The sequence below is a fragment of the Pelagovum sp. HNIBRBA483 genome (assembly GCF_040931995.1).
Taxonomy (GTDB): Bacteria; Pseudomonadota; Alphaproteobacteria; order Rhodobacterales; family Rhodobacteraceae; genus JAEPMR01.
Map to the genome: position 1 here is coordinate 2503848 of NZ_CP162412.1, position 20748 is coordinate 2524595.

At 56.4% G+C, this 20748-nt stretch carries 20 protein-coding genes; 11 read left to right on the plus strand and 9 right to left on the minus strand.

Annotation, left to right across the window (positions count from 1 at the left end; translation table 11 throughout):
- Positions 1-136: 136 nt before the first annotated feature.
- The 3 genes from AB1E42_RS12285 to arsC are packed head-to-tail and all read left to right on the plus strand — an operon-like array spanning position 137 to position 1862.
- Entirely contained in the window at positions 137-475 is a 339-nt protein-coding gene (locus AB1E42_RS12285) for a DUF952 domain-containing protein (protein WP_368344523.1), read from the plus strand.
- Complete coding sequence (locus AB1E42_RS12290) at positions 472-1524, plus strand: quinone-dependent dihydroorotate dehydrogenase (RefSeq protein ID WP_368344524.1); 1053 nt, start codon at positions 472-474, stop codon at positions 1522-1524. Before AB1E42_RS12285 ends, AB1E42_RS12290 begins: the two co-directional genes overlap by 4 nt.
- The gene (gene arsC / locus AB1E42_RS12295; protein WP_368344525.1) at positions 1515-1862 is read left to right on the plus strand and encodes an arsenate reductase (glutaredoxin); all 348 of its coding nucleotides are present in this window, start codon (positions 1515-1517) and stop codon (positions 1860-1862) included. Before AB1E42_RS12290 ends, arsC begins: the two co-directional genes overlap by 10 nt.
- Here the strand turns inward: arsC and AB1E42_RS12300 are convergent.
- Genes AB1E42_RS12300 through AB1E42_RS12310 form a run of 3 tightly spaced genes read right to left on the minus strand, consistent with a single transcriptional unit; the run spans position 1855 to position 4092 of the window.
- Positions 1855-3168 carry an MATE family efflux transporter gene (locus tag AB1E42_RS12300; RefSeq protein ID WP_368344526.1) on the minus strand — a complete coding sequence of 438 codons (1314 nt, stop codon included), beginning with the start codon at positions 3166-3168 and terminating at the stop codon, positions 1855-1857. The two genes, arsC and AB1E42_RS12300, sit on opposite strands and share 8 nt — an antisense overlap.
- Positions 3158-3661 (minus strand): PaaI family thioesterase, encoded by a 504-nt coding sequence (locus AB1E42_RS12305; RefSeq protein WP_368344527.1) that lies wholly within the window; start codon positions 3659-3661, stop codon positions 3158-3160. The genes AB1E42_RS12300 and AB1E42_RS12305 overlap by 11 nt, the downstream gene beginning before the upstream one ends.
- Positions 3658-4092 carry a PaaI family thioesterase gene (locus AB1E42_RS12310; RefSeq protein ID WP_368346429.1) on the minus strand — a complete coding sequence of 145 codons (435 nt, stop codon included), beginning with the start codon at positions 4090-4092 and terminating at the stop codon, positions 3658-3660. The genes AB1E42_RS12305 and AB1E42_RS12310 overlap by 4 nt, the downstream gene beginning before the upstream one ends.
- Positions 4093-4389: 297 nt before the next feature.
- Between AB1E42_RS12310 and AB1E42_RS12315 the strand changes: the two genes are divergently transcribed.
- The 7 genes from AB1E42_RS12315 (at position 4390) to AB1E42_RS12345 (ending at position 12171) form a co-directional block, all read left to right on the plus strand.
- Entirely contained in the window at positions 4390-4758 is a 369-nt protein-coding gene (locus AB1E42_RS12315) for a MerR family DNA-binding transcriptional regulator (RefSeq protein WP_368346430.1), read from the plus strand.
- A gap of 106 nt (positions 4759-4864) precedes the next feature.
- The gene (locus AB1E42_RS12320; protein WP_368344528.1) at positions 4865-5260 is read left to right on the plus strand and encodes a MerR family DNA-binding transcriptional regulator; all 396 of its coding nucleotides are present in this window, start codon (positions 4865-4867) and stop codon (positions 5258-5260) included.
- Between the two features lie 29 nt (positions 5261-5289).
- Positions 5290-7065: an acyl-CoA dehydrogenase C-terminal domain-containing protein gene (locus AB1E42_RS12325; protein WP_368344529.1), complete on the plus strand. Its 1776-nt coding sequence runs from the start codon at positions 5290-5292 to the stop codon at positions 7063-7065.
- Positions 7066-7103: 38 nt separating this feature from the next.
- Positions 7104-7316, plus strand: a complete 213-nt coding sequence (locus AB1E42_RS12330; protein ID WP_368344530.1) for a hypothetical protein — start codon at positions 7104-7106, stop codon at positions 7314-7316.
- A 114-nt stretch (positions 7317-7430) separates the two neighbouring features.
- On the plus strand, positions 7431-8642 hold the full coding sequence (locus AB1E42_RS12335) for an acetyl-CoA C-acetyltransferase (RefSeq protein ID WP_368344531.1): 1212 nt from the start codon (positions 7431-7433) through the stop codon (positions 8640-8642).
- 89 nt (positions 8643-8731) lie between these two features.
- The gene (locus tag AB1E42_RS12340) at positions 8732-10933 is read left to right on the plus strand and encodes a 3-hydroxyacyl-CoA dehydrogenase NAD-binding domain-containing protein (protein ID WP_368344532.1); all 2202 of its coding nucleotides are present in this window, start codon (positions 8732-8734) and stop codon (positions 10931-10933) included.
- A gap of 197 nt (positions 10934-11130) precedes the next feature.
- A complete protein-coding gene (locus AB1E42_RS12345) occupies positions 11131-12171 on the plus strand; it encodes a hypothetical protein (protein ID WP_368344533.1) in 1041 nt (346 codons plus the stop codon).
- On the opposite strand, the gene AB1E42_RS12350 is transcribed toward AB1E42_RS12345, so the two are convergent.
- The 6 genes from AB1E42_RS12350 to AB1E42_RS12375 form a co-directional block, all read right to left on the minus strand.
- A complete protein-coding gene (locus AB1E42_RS12350; protein ID WP_368344534.1) occupies positions 12168-13511 on the minus strand; it encodes an SPOR domain-containing protein in 1344 nt (447 codons plus the stop codon). The genes AB1E42_RS12345 and AB1E42_RS12350 overlap by 4 nt on opposite strands.
- 84 nt (positions 13512-13595) lie before the next feature.
- Positions 13596-14225 (minus strand): uracil phosphoribosyltransferase, encoded by a 630-nt coding sequence (gene upp, locus AB1E42_RS12355; RefSeq protein ID WP_368344535.1) that lies wholly within the window; start codon positions 14223-14225, stop codon positions 13596-13598.
- Positions 14222-15211 (minus strand): adenosine deaminase, encoded by a 990-nt coding sequence (locus tag AB1E42_RS12360; protein ID WP_368344536.1) that lies wholly within the window; start codon positions 15209-15211, stop codon positions 14222-14224. The genes upp and AB1E42_RS12360 overlap by 4 nt, the downstream gene beginning before the upstream one ends.
- Positions 15208-16425 (minus strand): phosphopentomutase, encoded by a 1218-nt coding sequence (locus tag AB1E42_RS12365; protein WP_368344537.1) that lies wholly within the window; start codon positions 16423-16425, stop codon positions 15208-15210. The genes AB1E42_RS12360 and AB1E42_RS12365 overlap by 4 nt, the downstream gene beginning before the upstream one ends.
- The gene (locus tag AB1E42_RS12370; RefSeq protein ID WP_368344538.1) at positions 16426-17727 is read right to left on the minus strand and encodes a thymidine phosphorylase; all 1302 of its coding nucleotides are present in this window, start codon (positions 17725-17727) and stop codon (positions 16426-16428) included. It abuts the gene before it with no gap.
- A gap of 4 nt (positions 17728-17731) precedes the next feature.
- Complete coding sequence (locus AB1E42_RS12375; RefSeq protein ID WP_368344539.1) at positions 17732-18124, minus strand: cytidine deaminase; 393 nt, start codon at positions 18122-18124, stop codon at positions 17732-17734.
- 186 nt (positions 18125-18310) lie between these two features.
- Between AB1E42_RS12375 and AB1E42_RS12380 the strand changes: the two genes are divergently transcribed.
- Positions 18311-20590 carry an NADP-dependent malic enzyme gene (locus AB1E42_RS12380; protein ID WP_368344540.1) on the plus strand — a complete coding sequence of 760 codons (2280 nt, stop codon included), beginning with the start codon at positions 18311-18313 and terminating at the stop codon, positions 20588-20590.
- Positions 20591-20748: the final 158 nt, after the last annotated feature.

Consider the following 20748-nt stretch of genomic DNA (forward strand, 5'->3'; position numbering starts at 1 on the left):
TACGCATGTTTCGTAACGTTTTGTTAACGTTGCTGCAGGTGCGATATGCATAAGTTGTGCATCAGTTGTGCATGGATTGTGCATCGCTGTTTTTACCCGATCTTGACCGCAGCGCTGCATGGCGGCATCAGGGGGCATGCTGATTTACAAGATATTCCGCGCGCCCGAATGGGCTGCACTTCAGGCCCAAGGCGAGACGCTCGGCGCCCCAATCGACGTGACCGATGGCTACGTCCATTTCTCCACCGCCGAACAGGCCGCAGAAACCGCTGCCAAGCATTTTGCAGGCGAGGACGGACTGGTTCTTTTGGCGCTCGACAGCGCGGCACTCGGTGACGATCTGCGCTGGGAACCATCGCGCGGCGGGGCGCTCTTTCCGCATCTCTATCGGCCCTTGCAGATGGCCGATATCCTCTGGAGCATGCCGCTCCCGCTCGTTGATGGGCAGCACCAATTTCCGAAAGACATGGCATGAGAGCGCTCGAAAATATCGGCCTGAAATTCCTGCGCAGCGTCGACCCTGAAAAGGCGCATGGCCTCGCGCTGACCGCGCTACAAACGGGCCTCGGCCCGCGCTCCGGCCCCGTCACATCGCCACGCCTTCGCACGCAGTTTTGCGGCATGGACCTGCCCAACCCCATCGGCCTCGCCGCCGGATTTGACAAGAATGCCAACGCCTTGGCCCCACTCGCGCGCTGCGGCTTCGGCTTTGTCGAGGTGGGCGCCGCCACCCCGCGCCCGCAACCGGGCAACCCCAAGCCGCGCCTGTTCCGGCTCTCTGAGGATCAAGCCGCGATCAACCGTTTCGGCTTCAACAATGACGGGATGGAGGCCATCGCCGCGCGTCTCGCCAAGCGGCCCGCGGGCAGCATCGTCGGCCTCAATCTCGGCGCCAACAAGGACAGCGCCGACCGCGCATCCGACTTCGCCAAGGTACTCGCCTGCTGCGGCCCGCATATTGATTTCGCAACGGTGAATGTCTCCTCCCCCAACACCGAGAAGCTACGCGATCTTCAAGGCGCTGCCGCGCTTTCCGCGCTCCTCGCCGGTGTGATGGAGGCCAACGCCGGTCTGATGAAACCTTTACCTATTTTCCTCAAAATCGCCCCTGATCTCGATGATCGGGAGCTGGCCGAGATCGCCACCGTAGCCGAACAATCCGGCCTCGCTGCCATCATCGCGACCAACACCACGCTGTCCCGCGAAGGCCTCTCTTCGCCGCACCGCAGCGAAACCGGCGGCCTCTCCGGCCAGCCCCTATACACAAAGTCCACCCGCGTTCTTGCAAAGCTGGCGGGCCAGACAAGCCTTCCCCTGATTGGGGTCGGCGGCGTAGCAACGGCAGAGCAAGCCTACGCCAAGATCCGCGCCGGCGCCTCGGCGGTGCAGCTCTATACCGGCCTTGTCTATGGCGGCATCAGCCTCGCCAATGACATCGCCCAAGGCCTCGACGCGCTGCTCAAGCGCGATGGTTACGAAAACGTTAACGCCGCGGTCGGCACAGATCGGGAGCAATGGCTGTGACAACCATCTGGCACAATCCCCGCTGTTCTAAGTCCCGCCAGACCCTCACCCTGCTGGAGGAGAACGGCCACATCCCGACCATCCGGCTCTACCTGAATGACACCCCCACAAAGGCCGAGATCGAGGCCGTACTCGCCGAACTGGGGCTATCCCCGTCAGACCTGCTACGCAAAGGCGAAAAGCTCTATAAAGAGCTGCAACTCTCCGGTGCCAGCGAGGATCAGATCCTTGCTTCAATGGTCGAACATCCGGTTCTGATCGAACGCCCGATCGTGCTCCACAACGGTCGCGCCGCCATTGGCCGCCCGCCCGAACAGGTTCTCGCGCTGTTCAGCTAGCAGCGACAGAGGCCTCTAGCGCCCGATAGCGCCACGCAAGCGTACAAGCCCGCGCCACGAAACTGATCATCAGCGCCGCCCACAGCCCCGTATTGCCCAGCGACGGGACCAACGCAGCCGCACTGATCGCGTAGATGAAGGTGGAAACCAGCATCATGTTTCGCATGTCCCTTGTCCGCGTCGCCCCGATGAAAATACCGTCCAAGATCCACGCCGCGAACCCCACCAGAGGCGCGGCAATCATCCACGGCAAATAGGCCCGCGCCGCAGCACGCACCGCGTCCGCCGTGGTCATAATGTCAACGATCCAGCCCCCCAATACCGCGAAGCCAATCGCCAGCATCAGGCCCGTCAAACCGGCCCAAAACGCGCTGAGCAGTGCCGCCCGCCGCAGCCGCTGCCGGTTCCGTTGTCCCAGCGCTTGGCCCACCAGCGTCTCGGCTGCAAAGGCAAAGCCGTCCAAGCCGTATGAGGTGATATAGAGGAATTGCAACAGCACTTGGTTCGCCGCCAAGGTCACATCGCCAAAGTCGGATGCGAGGAACAAAAAACTGATGAAGATGCCCTGTAACAGCACGGATCGGAACAGGATGTCCCCGTTCACCCGCCACATCTGCCCCAGCTTGTCTCGCGCGAAAAGCACCGCAGGATCTGCCCACCCCTTCGGCGTAAAGACCTCCCGCGCGAACCAAAGCCCCAGGAGAACGCCACTCCATTCCGCAATCACGGTCGCCGCCGCGACCCCACCGACGGAAAGTCCCAACCCAAGCACAAAGACAAAATCCAAGAGGATATTCAGCCCATTCATGGCAACTTGCAGCACCAGAACGGCGCGTGTCCGTTCTTGCGCGATCAGCCATCCGGTCAGACCGTAAACAGCAATCGCCGCCGGCGCTGACCACACACGAATAGAAAGATACTCCCGTGCAAGGCTTTCAACCTCGTCGCTGGCTGGGGCCAGCCAGAAGGCCGCTGAAAATAACAGCGATTGCAGCAGGATAATCACCGCCCCTGCCGCACCAGCAAAGAGCAGCGCCCGCAGCAGTAACGCACGCACCTCCACCGCGTCGGCCCGCCCAATGGCCTGCGCGGCGAGGCCCGTCGTGCCCATCCGCAGAAAGCCGAAAATCCAGTAAAGGCCGGAAAGGATGATCGCGCCGATCCCAACCGCGCCAATCGGCGCCGCTTCTCCCAACTGCCCGATCACGCCGGTGTCCACGGCGCCCAATATTGGCACCGTCGCATTAGAGAGCACAATCGGCAGGGCAATAGTTAGCACACGGCGGTGCGTGAGTTTATCGGGCATCCCGTTCCGGCATCAGAAAATGCCCCGTCGCCTGCGCAAACAGCCGCGAGCGGTTATCCTGCCACCCCTCGACATGCACGCTCGCATAGCGCCGCCCAGAGCGGTTCACTCGCGCCCGCGCATAGGCATCGCGCGGCAGGCCCGCACGCAGGTAGTCAACGGTAAAATCGATGGTTTTCGGCATACGCGGCAGATGGTCGCCCACAGGCAAACCTTTATTCTCGGGGCTCTCCATCTCCTCCCACAGCAGCTGCCATGACAGCTCGATAATCGCAGATATTTCGAGGAATGAGGCCGTCGCACCGCCATGTAAGGCAGGCAGCATGGGGTTGCCGATCAAGGACTCGCGATAGGGCAAAACCGCAGTCAGTTCGTCGCCGTGGCGCTCGAATTCTATGCCCATGAACTGCACATAAGGAACCGCCTCAACCAAGCGTCGCAGCGCTTTGTCCCGCCGTTCCTTGACCACCTGCACCGGTTCTGGCCTTTTCATCGCGGCATCCTCCGTTCCACGCTAAAGGTCGCGGCAACCGTCGCAACTGGCGTTTCACCTTCGCCGTCATGCGCAGTTGCCCTGACAAAAGCCACGCTTTGTGTCACATGATAGCATTCTGCGCGGGCGATGATGTCCTTCCCCACCGTGGCAGGGCGCATATAATCGATGCGCAAATCCAGCGTCGCCGTGCCGGTGACGGCCTCAGGGTGGATCAACACGGCAGTCCCACAGCAGGTATCCATCAAAGCCGAAACAGCGCCTCCGGCAATAACCCCTGTATCCGGCTGGCCCACAAGCTCTTCGCGATACGGCATCCACATTTCACAAACATTGCCTTCGAGGCTCACAAGCTCAAGGCCCAGCGCCCGTGAAAACGGCAGCGCCGAGACGAACTGTCCGGCAATCTTTAATTTACGCGCGTCATCCATAGTGGTCATCTGCATCCTCCGCGCGGCAAACTCGCTCCTCACCCGTTTGGCTGCAAGTGCTAATTCGGTGTCAGCAATCTCGGGTCACCATAAAACGCGCCGCGAAACGTAGGTGAGGAGGTGAAGAAAGGGTTAACATCCATCGTGCAAAAGAGCGGCCTGATGACTTTTGCAACTCGCGCGTTTAACAGCTTCGACATGCTGCCCCGCGCGGTGACATCATCGTTCAAAAGCACTTCTCGGTTGAAGCTCAGGCGCCTCGCAGCTACCTTCCCGCTTAGTCAATATGAGGACCAGATGGAAACTGAGCGCCTGTCATTCAAAGAAATGTGCGAACGGTTTGACGTAACCCCCCGCACTTTGCGCTATTACGAGTACATTGAACTTCTCACTCCGGAACGAAAAGGCCGCAGCCGCTTCTACGGCCCGAAAGAAATCGCGCGGATGACCCTGATCCTACGCGGCAGACGGTTCGGTTTTCAGCTTGAGGAAATCCGCCAATGGCTCCTGATCTATGAAAGCGAAGGAACCGAAGCCCAGATGCAGAAATGGATTGAACTCGCGGACAGGCAGATCACCCAACTCGAAGATGAAAAGACACAGCTCGAACAAACACTTGCCGAGCTGAAAAACCTCCGCGACCAGACCCTCCGCACTCTCTCGTGACCCTATGAAAGACTACTGACGCGACGTTACGCTTACGTCAACGTCAATTGTAAGTTTTACTCTCCCCCAAGGCGACTACCTGTCACTGTCCAAGGGAGGTTTACCAATGAGCGAAGAGACTTTCACAATCAGTGAATTGTGCGATGCCTTCGACGTAACCACCCGCACCTTGCGGTTTTACGAGTCAAAAGAACTCCTTTCGCCAGCGAGAATCGGTCAGAAGCGTATCTACTCCCGCAAAGATCGTGCTCGGCTGAAACTGATCCTGCGGGGCAAGCGCTTCGGGTTCTCGCTCGAAGAAATCCGACAATTGCTTGAGCTATACCATAGGGGTGATCAGCAACTGACTCAACTCGAGCAAACTTACGAGCTTGCCACCCAACACCTTAAAGAGATGGAAGAAAAGCGCACCGAACTGGATCTCGCCATTGAAGACCTGCACCAGCAAATGCGCTGGTGCGAAGACCGGATCGCCACCCTCAAGAAAGGTTCCGCGGCTTAACTGCCGTTTGTTTCGACGGAGATTACCCGATGCCATCCTACACTGCCCCGATCAAAGACCTTCAATTCGTGCTGCACGATGTCTTGAAAATCAGTGAGCAGCCGATCGACGGCTTTGACGAACTCGACCGCGACTTCACCGCTGCTGTCCTCGAAGAAGCTGGCAAGCTCGCCAGCGAAGTCTTGGCGCCGCTCAACGCCGTTGGTGATACCGAAGGCTGTACCCTCGAAAACGGCACGGTTCGTACGCCGACGGGCTTCAAAGCCGCCTTCGATCAAATGCGCTCCGGTGGCTGGACCTCTGTTGACTGTGATCCAGCCTATGGCGGGCAGGGCCTGCCCTATGCCCTCCACACAGCGACGCAAGAGCCTCAGGTTTCGGCCAACATGGCATTCAACATGTACCAAGGCCTCACCCATGGCGCCTACTCCGCCATTTGGTGGCACGGATCGGAGGCGCAAAAACAGACCTATCTGCCCAGGCTCACAACCTGCGAATGGACCGGCACCATGAACCTTACCGAGCCGCATTGCGGCACGGATTTGGGCCTCATGCGAACAAAAGCAGAGCCGCACGATGACGGAACTTACCGGATCACAGGCCAAAAGATCTTCATTTCGGCAGGGGATCATGACCTCGCCGAAAACATCATCCACCTCGTGCTCGCCAAGATCCCCGATGGGCCGGACGGCATTAAAGGCGTATCTCTCTTCATCGTTCCCAAATTCCTCGTCAATGAGGATGGCAGCTTGGGTGATCGCAACGCGGTTTCTGTTGGCAAGCTGGAAAAGAAGATGGGCATTCACGGCAACGCGACCTGCGTGATGAACTATGATGGTGCGACGGGCTTCCTCGTTGGCGAAGCACATAAAGGCATGCGGGCCATGTTCACCATGATGAACGAAGCCCGCCTCGGTGTAGGTCTGCAAGGCTACGCCCAAGCCGAAGCGGCCTATCAAAATGCTTTGATTTACGCGAAAGAACGTCTGCAAGGGCGCGATGTCATGGGCGCGAAAAACCCGGACGGCCCTGCCGACCCTCTGATCGTTCACCCTGATATTCGTCGCAATCTGATGGAGCAGAAAAGCTTCATCGAAGGTGCGCGCGCACTAACCGTTTGGGGTGCCTATCTCATTGATCGCGCACACCGCCTAAATGACGAGGCAGCAGACGGCCTGATTTCGCTCCTCACCCCAGTCATCAAAGGCTTTCAGACTGACCTCGGCTTCCAAAGTTGCGTGCAAGCACAGCAAGTTTATGGCGGGCACGGCTATATTGAGGAAACCGGCATGTCCCAGTTCGCCCGCGATGCCCGTATCGCCATGATTTACGAGGGTGCAAACGGCATTCAGGCGCTCGATCTGGTCGGCCGGAAGCTCGCACAAAGCGGCGGCAAACACATCATGGCCTTCTTTGAACTGGTCAAAACGGAGTGCAAATCCCACGCAGATGATCCACGCATGGAGCCTTTCGTTGAACCGCTTAAGACAGCCTCCAAACAACTCCAGCAAGCCGCCGCATATTTTATGCAAGCGGGCATGAAGAACCCGAACAATGCGCTGGCCGGCTCATACGACTTTATGCATTTGATGGGCCACGTCTGCCTTGGCCTGATGTGGACGCAGATGGCTAAAGCCGCCTACAGCGCCCTTGATAGTGGCGAAGAGGATACTGATTTCTTTAATGCCAAGATCAAAACCGGCCAGTTCTACATGGCACGCCAGCTTCCCGCATGCGCGGCACATCTCGCCCGTATTGAAAGCGGCGCTGAAACAGTCATGGGTCTGGAGGAGGCCCAGTTCTAAGGGCCAATCCATCAGAGCGAAAAGGAAAAGGTGACCACATGCCAAAACGCTTTCGACTGACCAGACGCTTCCCCGTGGCGATGACCGAGGACGGCTACCGGCGTTTGAAGCGCTTTGCAGAGGAAACGGGACTCGAAGAGGGTGAGGCACTGTCTTTTCTTTTCGAGAACTTCAACAGCGTGATCAACGAAGACACCTTCTCCCACCGGCTCAACCTGTTTTTGCGTGAGATCGAGGCGCGCAAGAAATGATCCACCTCGACCAAATACCTTGGGTGGGGCTAGAGGGCGTTTTGGCCCCGCAAACCCAACTAACGCACTGGCACTGTACCCGAAATTCTCATCCCCCGGCGCGAAGGAACGAAGATGACTGACGCATTCATTTACGACGCTGTTAGAACCCCGCGTGGAAAAGGTCGCAAAGACGGCAGCTTGCACGAGGTAACGTCCGTCAGGCTCAGCGCCCAAGTGCTCGACGCACTTCGCGAGCGCAACAACCTCGACGGCCATGCGGTCGAAGATGTCATTTGGGGCAATGTCACGCAGGTTGGTGAGCAAGGCGGCTGTCTCGCACGCTCCGCCGTTCTCGCTTCTCAACTGGATGAATCCATCCCAGGCCTCGCGATCAATCGCTTCTGTGCCTCGGGGATGGAGGCCGTCAATCTTGCCGCAAACCAGATCAAAGGCGGCGGCGGTGAGGCCTATATCGCTGGCGGCGTAGAGATGATGGGCCGCGTTGCGATGGGCTCGGACGGCGCTGCGATCGCCGTGGACCCGTCCCTCGCGATGGAAACGTACTTCGTCCCGCAAGGCATTTCCGCTGATATAATTGCAACCGAATACGGGTTTTCACGCGATGATGCCGATGCCTTGGCGGTAGAGAGCCAGAAGCGCGCCAAAGCAGCGTGGGATGATGGCCGGTTCGCGCGGTCCATCATCACCGTCAAGGACATCAACGGCCTACCGATCCTAGATCATGATGAATACATGCGACCGGAGACGGACATGCAAACATTAGGCGCTCTCAAAGCCTCCTTCCGCGAAATGGGCGAGGTCATGCCCGGTTTCGACAAGGTCGCGCTGATGAAATACCCCCATCTTGAGCGAATCAACCATATCCACCACGCGGGCAATTCCTCTGGCATCGTCGACGGCGCGGCGGGGCTCTTGATCGGCAGCAAAGAGTTCGGCGAAAAGTTCGGCCTAAAGCCCCGCGCCCGCATCCGCGCAACCGCCAAGATCGGCACAGATCCAACAATCATGCTTACTGGCCCCGTCCCCGTGACCGAGAAAATCCTCGCCGACAATGGCATGGCCATCTCAGATATCGACCTATTCGAAGTGAATGAGGCATTCGCATCCGTGGTGCTGCGCTTCATGCAGGCCTTCGATGTCGATCCCTCTTTGGTTAACGTCAACGGAGGCTCGATCGCTATGGGTCATCCCTTGGGCGCGACTGGCGCAATCATCCTTGGCACCCTGCTCGACGAGATGGAACGCAGCGACAAAGAGGTCGGGCTCGCAACCCTCTGCATCGCATCCGGCATGGGTGCCGCGACCATCATTGAACGCGTGTAATCCGGTGGCATCGGCACACCTTCGCGCCAAACGATCAATCCCGATTTTAGGGCAGCACACCGCGCCTTTTTTCGGAAAAGGAGACACAAATGCCTGATTTTTCAATGACCACTGACGGTGACGGCATTGCCACCATCACTTGGGATGTCCCCAACAAATCAATGAACGTCCTCTGCCTTGAGGGATGGGACGAGCTAGACACATTGGTTACATCCGCGCTCGAGGATCAGAACACCAAAGGCATCATCATCACCTCTGGCAAGAAGGACTTCGCCGGAGGTATGGACTTGAATGTCATTGCCAAGATGAAAGACAGCGCGGGCGATGATCCGGCCGCGGGTTTGATGCAGGGTTTGATGAAGTCCCATGCCATCCTTCGCAAGATTGAACGCGCGGGAATGGACCCCAAAACCAACAAAGGCGGTAAACCTATTGTCGCAGCCCTCCCTGGAACCGCTCTTGGCATCGGTCTTGAAATTCCCCTTGCCTGCCATTTCATCATCGCCGCAGATAATCCAAAAGCCAAGATCGGCTTACCAGAGATTAAGGTTGGCATCTTTCCCGGCATGGGTGGCACCACGCGCCTCGTTCGGAAAATGGGCGCAATGGCAGCCTCTCCGATCCTGCTTGAAGGCAAGCTCTTCTCACCGCAAAAAGCTGTTTCGGCAGGCTTGATCAACGAATGCGTTCCCCCTGAAAAGCTGCTTGAGAGGGCAAAGGAATGGATCTTGGCAGCGTCAGACTCAGACCTGCTCAAACCTTGGGATGCCAAAGGATACAAAATACCGGGTGGTGCGCCTTATCATCCAGCAGGCTTTATGACCTTTGTCGGCGCCAATGCGATGGTTCACGGTCAGACCCAAGGCGTTTACCCCGCCGCCAAGGCTTTGCTTTCGGCAGTTTATGAGGGTGCGCTTGTCCCCTTTGATACCGCATTAAAGATCGAGGCCCGCTGGTTCACCCATGTTCTGATGAACCCAAGCTCCTCTGCGATGATCCGCTCGCTGTTTGTGTCAAAAGGCGCTTTGGAAAAAGGCGCGAACCGGCCCGAGGCCCCAAATCAATCCGTTTCGAAACTCGGTGTGTTGGGCGCAGGCATGATGGGTGCAGGTATTGCCCTCGTCGCAGCACAGGCTGGGATCGAGGTTATCCTCCTCGATCAAACCGTCGAAGCGGCCGAGAAAGGCAAAAGCTACAGCACCAGCTACATGGACAAAGGGATCAGCCGGAGAAAGTCGACGCTAGAGCAGAAAGAGGCGCTCTTGGCACGCATTACGCCCACGTCAGACGCCAACACCCTTTCTGAGTGTGATTTGATTATCGAGGCCGTCTTCGAAGACCCTTCAGTTAAGGCGGAGATCACCAAGCGGGTGGAAGCTATCATCAGTCCCGATTGCATCTTCGCAACAAACACCTCGACACTGCCAATTACCGAACTAGCAGGCGCAAGTGAGCGACCCGAAAATTTCGTCGGAATTCACTTCTTCTCGCCGGTTGAGAAGATGCTGCTGGTGGAAATCATCAAAGGCAAAAAGACAGGCAATCGCGCTATCGCCAAGGCATTGGATTTTGTTCGCCAAATTCGAAAAACCCCGATCGTGGTGAACGATGCGCGCTTCTTCTACGCAAATCGCTGCATTATTCCCTACCTCAACGAGGGCATCAGAATGGTGCGAGAAGGCGTGGAACCGGCCCTGATCGAAAATGCGGCAAAGCTCGTCGGCATGCCGCTTGGCCCTCTTCAGCTTGTTGATGAAACCTCAATCGACCTTGGCGTGAAGATCGCCAAAGCGACGCGCAGCGCGCTAGGCGATGCATATCCCGATCAACAAGTCGACGACGTTCTGTTCTGGCTGGCTGAACAGGGGCGGTTGGGCAGAAAGTCTGCAGCAGGCTTCTATAGCTATGACGAAAAAGGCAAGCGCACTGGTCTTTGGGAAGGCCTGAAAAACAGGTTTGTTCCCCTCGACGAGCAGCCCGACCTTCAGTCTGTACAGGAACGCCTGTTGTTTGCCCAAGTGTTGGAGGCCGTGCGCGCACTGGAGGATGGCGTGCTTACGGATGTGAGGGAAGGCGATGTGGGCGCTATTCTGGGCTGGGGCTTTGCACCTTGGTCCGGTGGCCCATTCAGCTGGCTCGACATCATCGGCGCGCCCTATGCCGTCGAAAGATGCCAAGCCCTATCTCAGGAACACGGGGCGAGATTTGCGGTCCCCGAATTGCTGCAACAAATGGCGGATAAAGGCACACAATTCTACTCAACAGGTGCAGGGGAGAAAATCGCCTCCTAATGCACCGAAATCGTAGATGACAAATTTGACCTCGAAACCAAGTTCCGAGGTTGAGTTTTATGTTCTCAGTTTTGGCTCAAAGTATTGAGAGCATTTGTCTGGCAGCCTATACACACACTCAATATGTGGGCACTCTGCCCCAAAGCGCCCCGAAAGCACAGTAACGCATCAAGGACTTCATCGGAGAAAAGTCACGGATGGCACGGCGCAGAAAAACCGCACTCAAGAAGTTCGAGCGCCTTGAAAGCCTCGCTTTATGGAGAAGTGAACCCGATGCGCACCGCCGAGAGGTGACGCTGTCATTCGGGATGTCATCTCTCATCATCACCGACCATGCAGAGCGTCCGCTCGGCCACTGGTCACTCGCCACAATCGAGCGCTTGAACCCTGGCGGATCACCAGCACTCTATGCGCCGGACTCCGAAGCCAGCGAGACACTGGAAATCGAAGATAATTTGATGGTCGAAGCCATAGAGACCGTCAGAAAGGCGATAGGAAGAAAGCGCCCCAAACGTGGCCGCCTTCGCCTGACGATCGCATTAAGTGCAAGTGTGCTTATCTTCGCAGCCGTGTTTTTAGCCCTACCGAAAACGCTTCGCGACCAAGCTTCGAGAAGCTTGCCAAGCGCGACTCGCGCAGAAATCTCGCAGCTCATAAAAGAAGAACTCTGGAAAACGAATGGCCGCCCATGTAGCACTGCATTCTCAAAAAATGCGATTAGTCGCCTTCAAGAACGCTTGTTTGAACCGTTCAGCTCGAACCAGATCACCTTTGTAAAATTTGCAGGCGACGACGTATGGGAGCTGCCAGACGGAACATTCGTCGTTGGCTCAGCCTTGGTGGAAGATTTCGATACCCCCCACGTCGTTGCAGGGTTCATCGCGGCAGCGATTCTTGAGGCAGAGCGCACACCTGCAATTGACGCTTTTGTTAACAGTTTACGCATTTTTGAACTCATCGATCTGCTGACCTCAGGCACCGTCTCGGGTCAAGCCGCCTCTCGCTTCGCGCTGCAGATGATCACCGCGCCAAGCGGATTGAAAGTTGACGACGCATTTGTCGACTTCGCTCAGGAAAAAGAACTCGCGCTATCGGCCTTGATCGGCGCGGTAACACCTTTGGAGGGCAGTTCGGAAGTTCTCAACGAAGCAGTGAACAACAATCAAGCTATAGCAACGCCCATTATGAGTGATGGCGATTGGGTCGCGCTACAAGCAATTTGCGAGGACCGCACCTAGCGCACGAACGCATCACGGAACCCGGCCGCGCGAATGCGCGACAGGGCGGATGAAACGTCGGACAGGGCAACCGGCCCAGCGGCAATCACCGCAAGCGACCGCCCGTTGCGCTCCATTTGATCTCGCTCAGTGGATAGCCCCAAGTCTTGCAACATTGCTTCGGTTCGTTCCGCATTGGCTGCTACTCCGAAAACCCCGACTTGAATGTATTTCACTCTGTCGCCGGATTGTACGTTCTGCGCAGTTGATCCGGTGGGAATTCCCCTTTGAGTGTTTAGACGTCCATCATTCCAAACCGGTTCATACCCTTCAGGAACCGCTGCGCTCTGAGGTTGCGAGGTAGTGGTGGAATTGCCGCTTAAGAGAGGCATGTGAGCTACAGCTCTTTTACCGTGTTGAGACGGTTGAGATGCATAGGGACGCTCGGCCTGCGGTACACAACGATAAGGCACCCCGTTACCGCCCCGAAAATACTCGTCGATTGTTCCAATCACGTAGCGACATGCACCTACCCCAGCAACAGCAACAGGAACTGCTTCTGCCGCGGCGGGAGCCGAAAGGCGCGCTGGCGCTACAGGGGAAATCTCCTCCTGCATAGGAGTTTGCGCCCCGATCGAAACCACACGGAAACGGCGATTTGGTCCAACGTTCCCGCAATCCAAAGCCGCTCCCGATTTCAAGATATAGTTCCGCCCTGTCGCATTCGTATCGGCACAAATTTGCGCCAATGTAAGCATATTGCCCCGCTCTAAGGCAGTTTCTGGCATTGCTGTGGTTGCTGGTGCAGCTTCGGGTTGCTGCACTTGTAAAGGCGCTGAAGGCGCAGTTCCAGCAGCCACCGGCTTTTCTTCTTCCGTCCCACAATCCACCGGCTCTCCGGTTTCTTCCACGCGGTATCCTTGCTGGATGCCAGTCTTCCCGTCACAAACGTCGGAAAGCCTAAGTGAAGAGATTGCCGCCGCGGGTGCATCCTGTTCAGGCACTTCCACGGCAGGCACCTTTGCTACGTCCGACGCCGCTTCAGTTCCCAGAGAAACAACCTGCGTCAACTGGGGGATCTCAATTATCAGATCGTCCGGGATCTCGGGTGACAGGGCAGTTCTCTCATCTGTGGTCAGCGACGGCTCGAAACCACACATTGCTTCCCTTGCTCGATTGACGCGCGGAACCCACGATACAACACCGCCGATCCCCGCACGGACAAACACGCAGCCTTCACTGTCGACGTATTGGCTCGCGGTATAGCCTTCGGGAGGAAGTTCCGCTGGTTGTCGTTGGGTTGTGAACTGAGCGCTCGCGCCAGTAGCTACCCCGCTTACGACAAAGGACAGCGCAACCAAGAGGCGATACATCGACAAAACCTTCCCTCGCTAGAGACTGTTTGAAGATGCATGACAATCGCAAAACTGTAAAGGAAAACCCCTCTATCTTGTGCCGAAAATGCGATCTCCCGCATCCCCTAGTCCTGGCACAATATATCCGTTGCTATTGAGCATTTCGTCCACAGCGGCAGTGATCACAGGTACATCAGGATGCGCAGAAGCCATGCGCTGAACCCCTTCCGGTGCAGAGAGGAGGCAAATAAATTTCAGATCTTTGGCCCCTTCCCGCTTAAGGAGATCAATCGCCGCGACGGCCGAATTGCCTGTCGCCAGCATCGGATCGACGACAAAAACCGTCCTTTCACCGAGATTAGGAGGCGCCTTGAAATAATATTCGACAGGTTCAAGCGTCTCTTCATTCCTGTACAGCCCAACAAATCCTACGCGCGCAGTCGGGAGGATACTCAAGAAACCGTCCAGCATACCGTTTCCCGCCCGTAAGATCGAAATCAAGGCCGGTTTCCTGCCGGACAAAAGCGGCGCCTCGGTTAACTGGATCGGGGTTTCAATAGGCTTTTTGACAACCGGCATATCGCGGGTGGCCTCAAAGGTCAGAAGCTGACCTATCTCCCCAACGAGCGCTCTAAACTGCACCGTTGGCGTGTCCTGCTGCCGCAACAATGATAGCTTATGTTGCACAAGCGGATGATCCACGACCGTTAAGTGACTCATTGACCCTCCTCCATTCGCTTGATCACCCTCACTCGCGTTTCATCATCGCAGAACGCGGCATTCATCGCCGTCCTGTTCATCTCGTGGAAATCGTTATCGGCCCAGCCAAAGATCTGCGAAAGTTTCTGGTACTCGTAGCTCATATTGGTTTTGAAGAACGGAGGATCATCAGTTGAAATTGTGACTTTCACACCGGCATCGCGGAACTTGGCAATAGGATGTGAAGCCCAGCCTTCGCTCGCTCGCAAGATGACATTCGACCCGGGGCAAACTTCTAGCACAATTTCCCGATCAACCAACTCTCGGATCAAATCGTCGTCCTTGATTGCATTGATCCCGTGGCCGATCCTTTCCACACCAAGGTCACGGATCGTATCACGCACCATATCAGCGCCGCCCCACTCCCCCGCATGACAGGTCAATCGCAACCCTGCCTCTCGCGCCATATCGAACGAATACGCGAAGTCACCCGGTCGGCCCGCCAGCTCTCCGCCCGCCATGCCGAAACCTGTTAGGAAGTTTGATCGGGTTTCCGCAGCGCACAGCGCAGCATTCTTCGCTTTTTCGGGCCCAAAATGCCGAATGCACGTCACAATCCCGCGCAGTGTGATCCCGAAATCACGCTCAGCTTGGATCGCTGCGTCCTCAATTGCAGCAAGATAGTCCCGCCAAGCGGCTAGATCGGAACCGCCACAAAAATCGGGGCTCAGAAATGTTTCAGAGTAGATCACGCCGTGCTCGGCGCTTTGTTCGAGAACGGCCAATGTCAGCCGCCGGAAATCTTCAGGAGTTTGAAGGGTGGCGCATGCCGCTTCATAGACCTTCAAGAAATGATCAAAGTCTCTGAAATCATAATCTCCAGTTTCGGTAAAAATACCGCCGATATCCATATGCTTTTCGCGCGCCAATCCCGAGATGAATGCGGGAGGGGCCGCACCTTCCAAATGCAAATGCAGTTCGGCTTTTGGCATATCTCTGAACTTCATAGAAAACTCCTCCCTTGACCGCGACGTGGAATGTTCAAAAACGCGGCAACCGAAGCGGCAACGTCTGAGAAGGCTCTTCGTCCGATAGTTCCGGCTCCGGCGCCCAGCACCAATATCGGCACCTGCTCCCGCGTATGATCCGTGCCAAACCAAGTCGGATCATTTCCGTGATCTGCGGTTACGATGAGCAGGTCATCGTCTCGCAACCTTTCATGCAGCTTGGCGAGAACGCTGTCGAACCATTCAAGATGTCCCGCATATCCGGCAACATCGCGTCGGTGGCCATACTCACTGTCAAATTCAACAAAATTCGCAAATACAAGGGCGCCGTCCTCGGCCCCCTCCGCCAAGGACAGTAGATGATCGGCCAGCTCAGTATCCTTGCCTTGAAGCGCCTCTGAAATTCCCTGCATTGAAAAAATATCGCCTATTTTTCCAACTGCGTAGACTTTCCGTCCCTGTCCAATCACCCAATCACAAAGCGTCGGAGATGGCGGCGCGATGGCAAAATCTTTACGGTTCGGTGTCCTCGAGAATGGCTCGGTTACGCCGTCACCAACAAATGGCCTCGCGATAACGCGACCAATGCGCATCGGGTGCACGACTGATGCACAGGCGCGACAAACCTCATAGAGTCGCTCCAACCCAAAATGGTCTTCGTGGACGGCAATTTGCAGGACGCTGTCGGCCGATGTGTAACAGATCGGCATTCCTGTCTCGATATGTTGCCTTCCGAAACGATCGATGACTTCCGTTCCGGACGCATGGCAGTTTGCCAAAATGCCCGAGGTGCCTGCTGCACGCGCAATTGCATCACTCACTTCAGACGGGAATGACGGCACCTCCTGCGGAAAGTAGCCCCATTCCCACGGCACCGGAACACCCGTCAATTCCCAGTGACCTGACGGTGTGTCCTTCCCTTTTGAACTTTCAATACCACTTCCCCAAAGTCCAACAGGGTCAGTCGCACCAACAGCGCCGGCGGGCATTCCACTCGCCAACTCCAGTGCATGATACAGTCCCATTCGCGCCAACATCGGGAGCGTTAATGGACCAGATCGACCGACTTCAGCCTCTCCGTTTGTGCATGCTTCATAGATGTGGCCAATCGTGTTCGCTCCGTTATCGGGCTTGCCGTCATTAAAGAACTGATCGGCGTCCGGTGCCCCCCCGATACCCACACTGTCCATTACAACCAGAAACGCGCGCCCCATCTAAAGGTCCCATTCATATGTCAAAGGTGGAATTTCCGACCGTTCACCAATCTCGCACGCCTCCAAGATTGCCTTCGCGGCTGCCTGCGCCTCATCTTCCGTGCGCACATGTACACAGCAAAGCCGATCACCAGACGAAAATGACCGACCAAGCGGTGCAAACGCAGAGATGCCAACGGAGTAATCTATCCGATCCGTTTCGACCTTGCGCCCAGCGCCAAGAGTGACATTCGCGCGCCCCAGTTCCTGCCCATCAATTGATTTCAGGTAACCGGGGTGAGGCACGATCACATCGCGCACCACCGGAGCGCCGGGGAGATAGTCGCGCCACCGCTCGCAAAAATCCATCGGCCCACCCAATGCCGCGATCATTGCTGCGAACCGCTCCATCGCCTTGCCGGAGTCAAGAGAGCGGCTAATCCGGCTTTCCGCCTCCTTCTCGGACATTTCGTCGCTCGCCAATGCACGACCTCCAAGCGTGACGACCAATTCCCGCAAACGGGGCGCGGCATCTCTTGCACCGTTTAACACACGCATGCATTCAGCGATTTCCAACGAATTTCCCAATGACGGGGCAAGTGGTTGCGACATGTCAGAGATAATAGCCTCTGTCCGGCAGCCTGCATTGTTTCCAGTTGTGACAAGCGCCTCGGCCAGCGCCTTGGCCTCTTCGAAATTGGTCATGAAGGCGCCGGTTCCGCATTTGACGTCCAAGATCAACACATCCGGACTAACCGCCAATTTCTTTGACAAAATCGACGCGCAGATCAGATCGATGCTTGGAACAGTCGCGGTTACGTCTCGCACGGCGTAGAGACGCCGATCTGCTGGCGCGATGTCGTTCGAGGCACCCGCAATGATACACCCGCAGTCTGCCACGATAGACTTGAGACTTTCCGTCGAAACGGTCGTCGAAACGCCCGGTATTGCCTCAAGTTTATCGAGCGTCCCGCCTGTATGACCGAGACCGCGCCCCGAAATCATAGGAACGTAAGCGCCACATGCTGCCAAGGCGGGGGCGAGGACAATCGATACACAATCGCCTACACCCCCAGTCGAATGCTTGTCGATGACCGGGCCAGGGAGGTTCCACTCAATTACTTGCCCCGAATCCCGCATCGCAATGGTCAAAATGGCACGATCTTCTTCTGACAGTCCTCGCAAAACGGTCGCCATCGCGAAAGCTCCGGCCTGAGCATCGCTGACAGCGCCGCTCGCAAGCCCTTTGGCAAACCATTGCAGCTCATCAATGGTCAAAGGCGCGCGATCCCTGACCCGCGCGAGGATCGACTGCGCATCCATGGTATCAGCTCCGCGCCATATGCTCCGTCGAGAATACACTTGGCAAAAGCTCTCCAATGGTTGTTTCGATCAGCAGACCGTCCGTCGTACCAAGAACGACTTTCGTATCAGCCTTACCGAATTCAGCCAGCTTTTGACGACAACCGCCGCATGGGCTGACAGGGGTCGGGCTATCCGCAATGACAGCAACTTCCTGAATGTCGAGGTCACCTGCGGCCACCATTGCCGCAATTGCCCCCGCCTCAGCGCAGGTTCCTTCGGGGTAGGCCACGTTCTCCACATTGCAACCAACATGGACTGTGCCGGAACTGGCACGCAGTGCCGCACCCACCTTGAAGTTCGAATATGGCACATAAGCTCGCTCGCGCACCGCTCTTGCATCATCCATCAATGACATCGCCACACCTTTTGACCAATTACTCAAATTTAATGAGATCGTGGCGCAACTCACCAATAATAACAACCCATAGAAAGGGTCGAGCGGCACGGCCAGACTCACCGATCTCCACACGCAAAAGCGAAAGCCCTTTTCCTCGGAGCTAGATTAGTTTAACATTAAACAATCCATCAATGGAGGCCAATTTTGACCGATCAAACGAGAGAAGCGCTCCGCCAGGCTGCGCTTGAGTACCACCGCTCGCCGAAACCCGGAAAATTGGAAATTCGCGCCACCAAACCGCTTGCGAATGGCCGCGATCTGGCACGCGCCTATAGCCCAGGGGTGGCCGAGGCATGTATCGAAATCAAAGCCAACGAAGACGCTGCACGAGATTATACCGCACGCGGAAATCTGGTGGCAGTCGTCTCGAACGGAACCGCTGTGCTTGGCCTCGGTAATATCGGCGCACTTGCCTCCAAGCCTGTGATGGAAGGCAAAGCGGTTCTTTTCAAAAAATTCGCCAATATCGATTGTTTCGATATCGAAGTGAACGAAACGGACCCTGAAAAACTTGCTGACATCGTTTGCGCGCTTGAGCCAACCTTCGGCGCGATCAATCTTGAGGACATCAAGGCGCCGGACTGCTTTATCGTAGAAAAAATCTGTCGCGAACGGATGAAAATTCCGGTCTTTCACGATGATCAACACGGCACGGCGATTGTTGTAGGAGCCGCTGTGCGAAACGCGGTCGAAATTGCAGGCAAACGATTTGAGGATATCAAGGTCGTCTCAACCGGAGGCGGCGCCGCAGGAATCGCGTGCCTAAACATGCTGCTCAAGCTGGGCGTGCGGCGCGAGAACGTATTCCTCTGCGATTTGGAAGGGCTTGTCTACGAGGGCCGTGTAAAGGACATGACACCGCAGAAAGCGGAATACGCACAAGGAACGACGCCCGCAAAGCTGATCGATATCATCGACGGCGCAGATCTGTTTCTAGGCCTCTCTGGACCAGGGGTTTTGACGCAGGAAATGGTCAAGGAAATGGCCGGCAGGCCAATCATCTTCGCGCTCGCAAACCCAAACCCGGAAATCACCCCCGAACTGGCGCGAGAAGTCGCGCCGGACGCAATTATTGCGACAGGCAGGAGCGATTTTCCAAACCAAGTGAATAACGTCCTTTGCTTCCCGTTCATCTTCCGAGGTGCGCTTGATGTTGGCGCCACCGAGATAAACGACGAAATGAAGATTGCTTGCATAGAAGGCATCGCAGCGCTCGCGCGCGCCACGACCAGCGCGGAAGCGGCCGCTGCATATAGTAGCGAACAGCTCACATTCGGACCGGAATACCTGATCCCCAAGCCCTTTGATCCAAGGCTTATGGGCGTTGTTGCCACTGCGGTTGCGCAAGCGGCGATGCAGTCGGGCGTGGCGCTTAGACCGTTGCAAGATATTGCCGCCTACAAAGCGCAATTGGACAGCTCTGTCTTTAAATCCGCGCTGCTGATGCGTCCGGTTTTTGATGCAGCACGTCAATCTGCCCGCCGGATAGTATTCGCCGAAGGCGAGGATGAACGCGTGCTGCGAGCCGCTCAGGCAATCATGGAAGAAACAACCGACGCGCCGATCCTGATTGGACGACCAGAAGTGATAGAAGCACGCTGTGAGCGCGCGGGCCTGAAAATAAGGCCAGGCATTGATGTACAGATCGTCAATCCAGAGAACGATGCCCGATACCGTGATTATTGGAGCACCTATCACCAGCTCATGGCGCGACAGGGCGTCACCCCAGATCTTGCAAAAGCGATCATGCGGACCAACACAACGGCCATCGCCGCTGTCATGGTACACCGAGAAGAAGCAGATAGCATGATCTGCGGAACCTTCGGGCAATTTCTGTGGCACCTGAACTATGTTTCTCAGGTACTTGGCCGAGATGGCCGGCATCCAGTCGGCGCACTTAGTATGATGATCCTCGAGGATGGGCCGCTATTCATCGCTGACACGCAGGTACACCCCAACCCGACGCCTGAGCAAATTGCCGAAACCGTTACCGGCTGCGCACGGCATGTGCGGCGCTTTGGCCTGACACCACAAATCGCGCTCTGCTCCCATTCCCAGTTCGGCAATCTAGATTGTCAGACGGGACGCCAGATGCGCAAAGCGCTAGAGATTTTGGACTCGCAACCACGCGACTATCAGTACGAAGGTGAAATGCATGTCGATTCCGCACTTGATGTGGAATTGCGCGAACGCATTTTCCCTGGCGGTCGTTTGAGGGGGCCAGCGAATGTGCTTGTATTTGCAAATTCCGACGCCGCATCCGGCGTTAGAAACGTTCTCAAGATGAAAGGTGGCGGCCTCGAAGTCGGGCCGATCCTGATGGGCATGCAAAACAAGGCACATATCGTCACCCCATCGATCACAGCGAGGGGACTGCTCAACATGTCAGCACTGGCTGGCACGCCAGTTGCGCATTACGGCTAGATGGAATCAGACAACAGATAAGGGTCCGGCGTTTTGCAAAAGGGGTGACGGCATCGCACGGAAATGCGAACGCAGTTACATTTTGCAAATATTTGCAATTATGACAGGCAAATAAGTGCAAACTTTTGTCGCAGTCGCGCGGGTTTGCAATTTGAAAA

Coding starts and splice junctions, on each gene's coding strand:
- AB1E42_RS12285 (WP_368344523.1), top strand. CDS start 137: ATGCTGATTTACAAGATATTCCGCGCGCCCGAATGGGCTGCACTTCAG.
- AB1E42_RS12290 (WP_368344524.1), top strand. CDS start 472: ATGAGAGCGCTCGAAAATATCGGCCTGAAATTCCTGCGCAGCGTCGAC.
- arsC (WP_368344525.1), top strand. CDS start 1,515: ATGGCTGTGACAACCATCTGGCACAATCCCCGCTGTTCTAAGTCCCGC.
- AB1E42_RS12300 (WP_368344526.1), bottom strand. CDS start 3,168: ATGCCCGATAAACTCACGCACCGCCGTGTGCTAACTATTGCCCTGCCG.
- AB1E42_RS12305 (WP_368344527.1), bottom strand. CDS start 3,661: ATGAAAAGGCCAGAACCGGTGCAGGTGGTCAAGGAACGGCGGGACAAA.
- AB1E42_RS12310 (WP_368346429.1), bottom strand. CDS start 4,092: ATGGATGACGCGCGTAAATTAAAGATTGCCGGACAGTTCGTCTCGGCG.
- AB1E42_RS12315 (WP_368346430.1), top strand. CDS start 4,390: ATGGAAACTGAGCGCCTGTCATTCAAAGAAATGTGCGAACGGTTTGAC.
- AB1E42_RS12320 (WP_368344528.1), top strand. CDS start 4,865: ATGAGCGAAGAGACTTTCACAATCAGTGAATTGTGCGATGCCTTCGAC.
- AB1E42_RS12325 (WP_368344529.1), top strand. CDS start 5,290: ATGCCATCCTACACTGCCCCGATCAAAGACCTTCAATTCGTGCTGCAC.
- AB1E42_RS12330 (WP_368344530.1), top strand. CDS start 7,104: ATGCCAAAACGCTTTCGACTGACCAGACGCTTCCCCGTGGCGATGACC.
- AB1E42_RS12335 (WP_368344531.1), top strand. CDS start 7,431: ATGACTGACGCATTCATTTACGACGCTGTTAGAACCCCGCGTGGAAAA.
- AB1E42_RS12340 (WP_368344532.1), top strand. CDS start 8,732: ATGCCTGATTTTTCAATGACCACTGACGGTGACGGCATTGCCACCATC.
- AB1E42_RS12345 (WP_368344533.1), top strand. CDS start 11,131: ATGGCACGGCGCAGAAAAACCGCACTCAAGAAGTTCGAGCGCCTTGAA.
- upp (WP_368344535.1), bottom strand. CDS start 14,225: ATGAGTCACTTAACGGTCGTGGATCATCCGCTTGTGCAACATAAGCTA.
- AB1E42_RS12360 (WP_368344536.1), bottom strand. CDS start 15,211: ATGAAGTTCAGAGATATGCCAAAAGCCGAACTGCATTTGCATTTGGAA.
- AB1E42_RS12365 (WP_368344537.1), bottom strand. CDS start 16,425: ATGGGGCGCGCGTTTCTGGTTGTAATGGACAGTGTGGGTATCGGGGGG.
- AB1E42_RS12370 (WP_368344538.1), bottom strand. CDS start 17,727: ATGGATGCGCAGTCGATCCTCGCGCGGGTCAGGGATCGCGCGCCTTTG.
- AB1E42_RS12375 (WP_368344539.1), bottom strand. CDS start 18,124: ATGTCATTGATGGATGATGCAAGAGCGGTGCGCGAGCGAGCTTATGTG.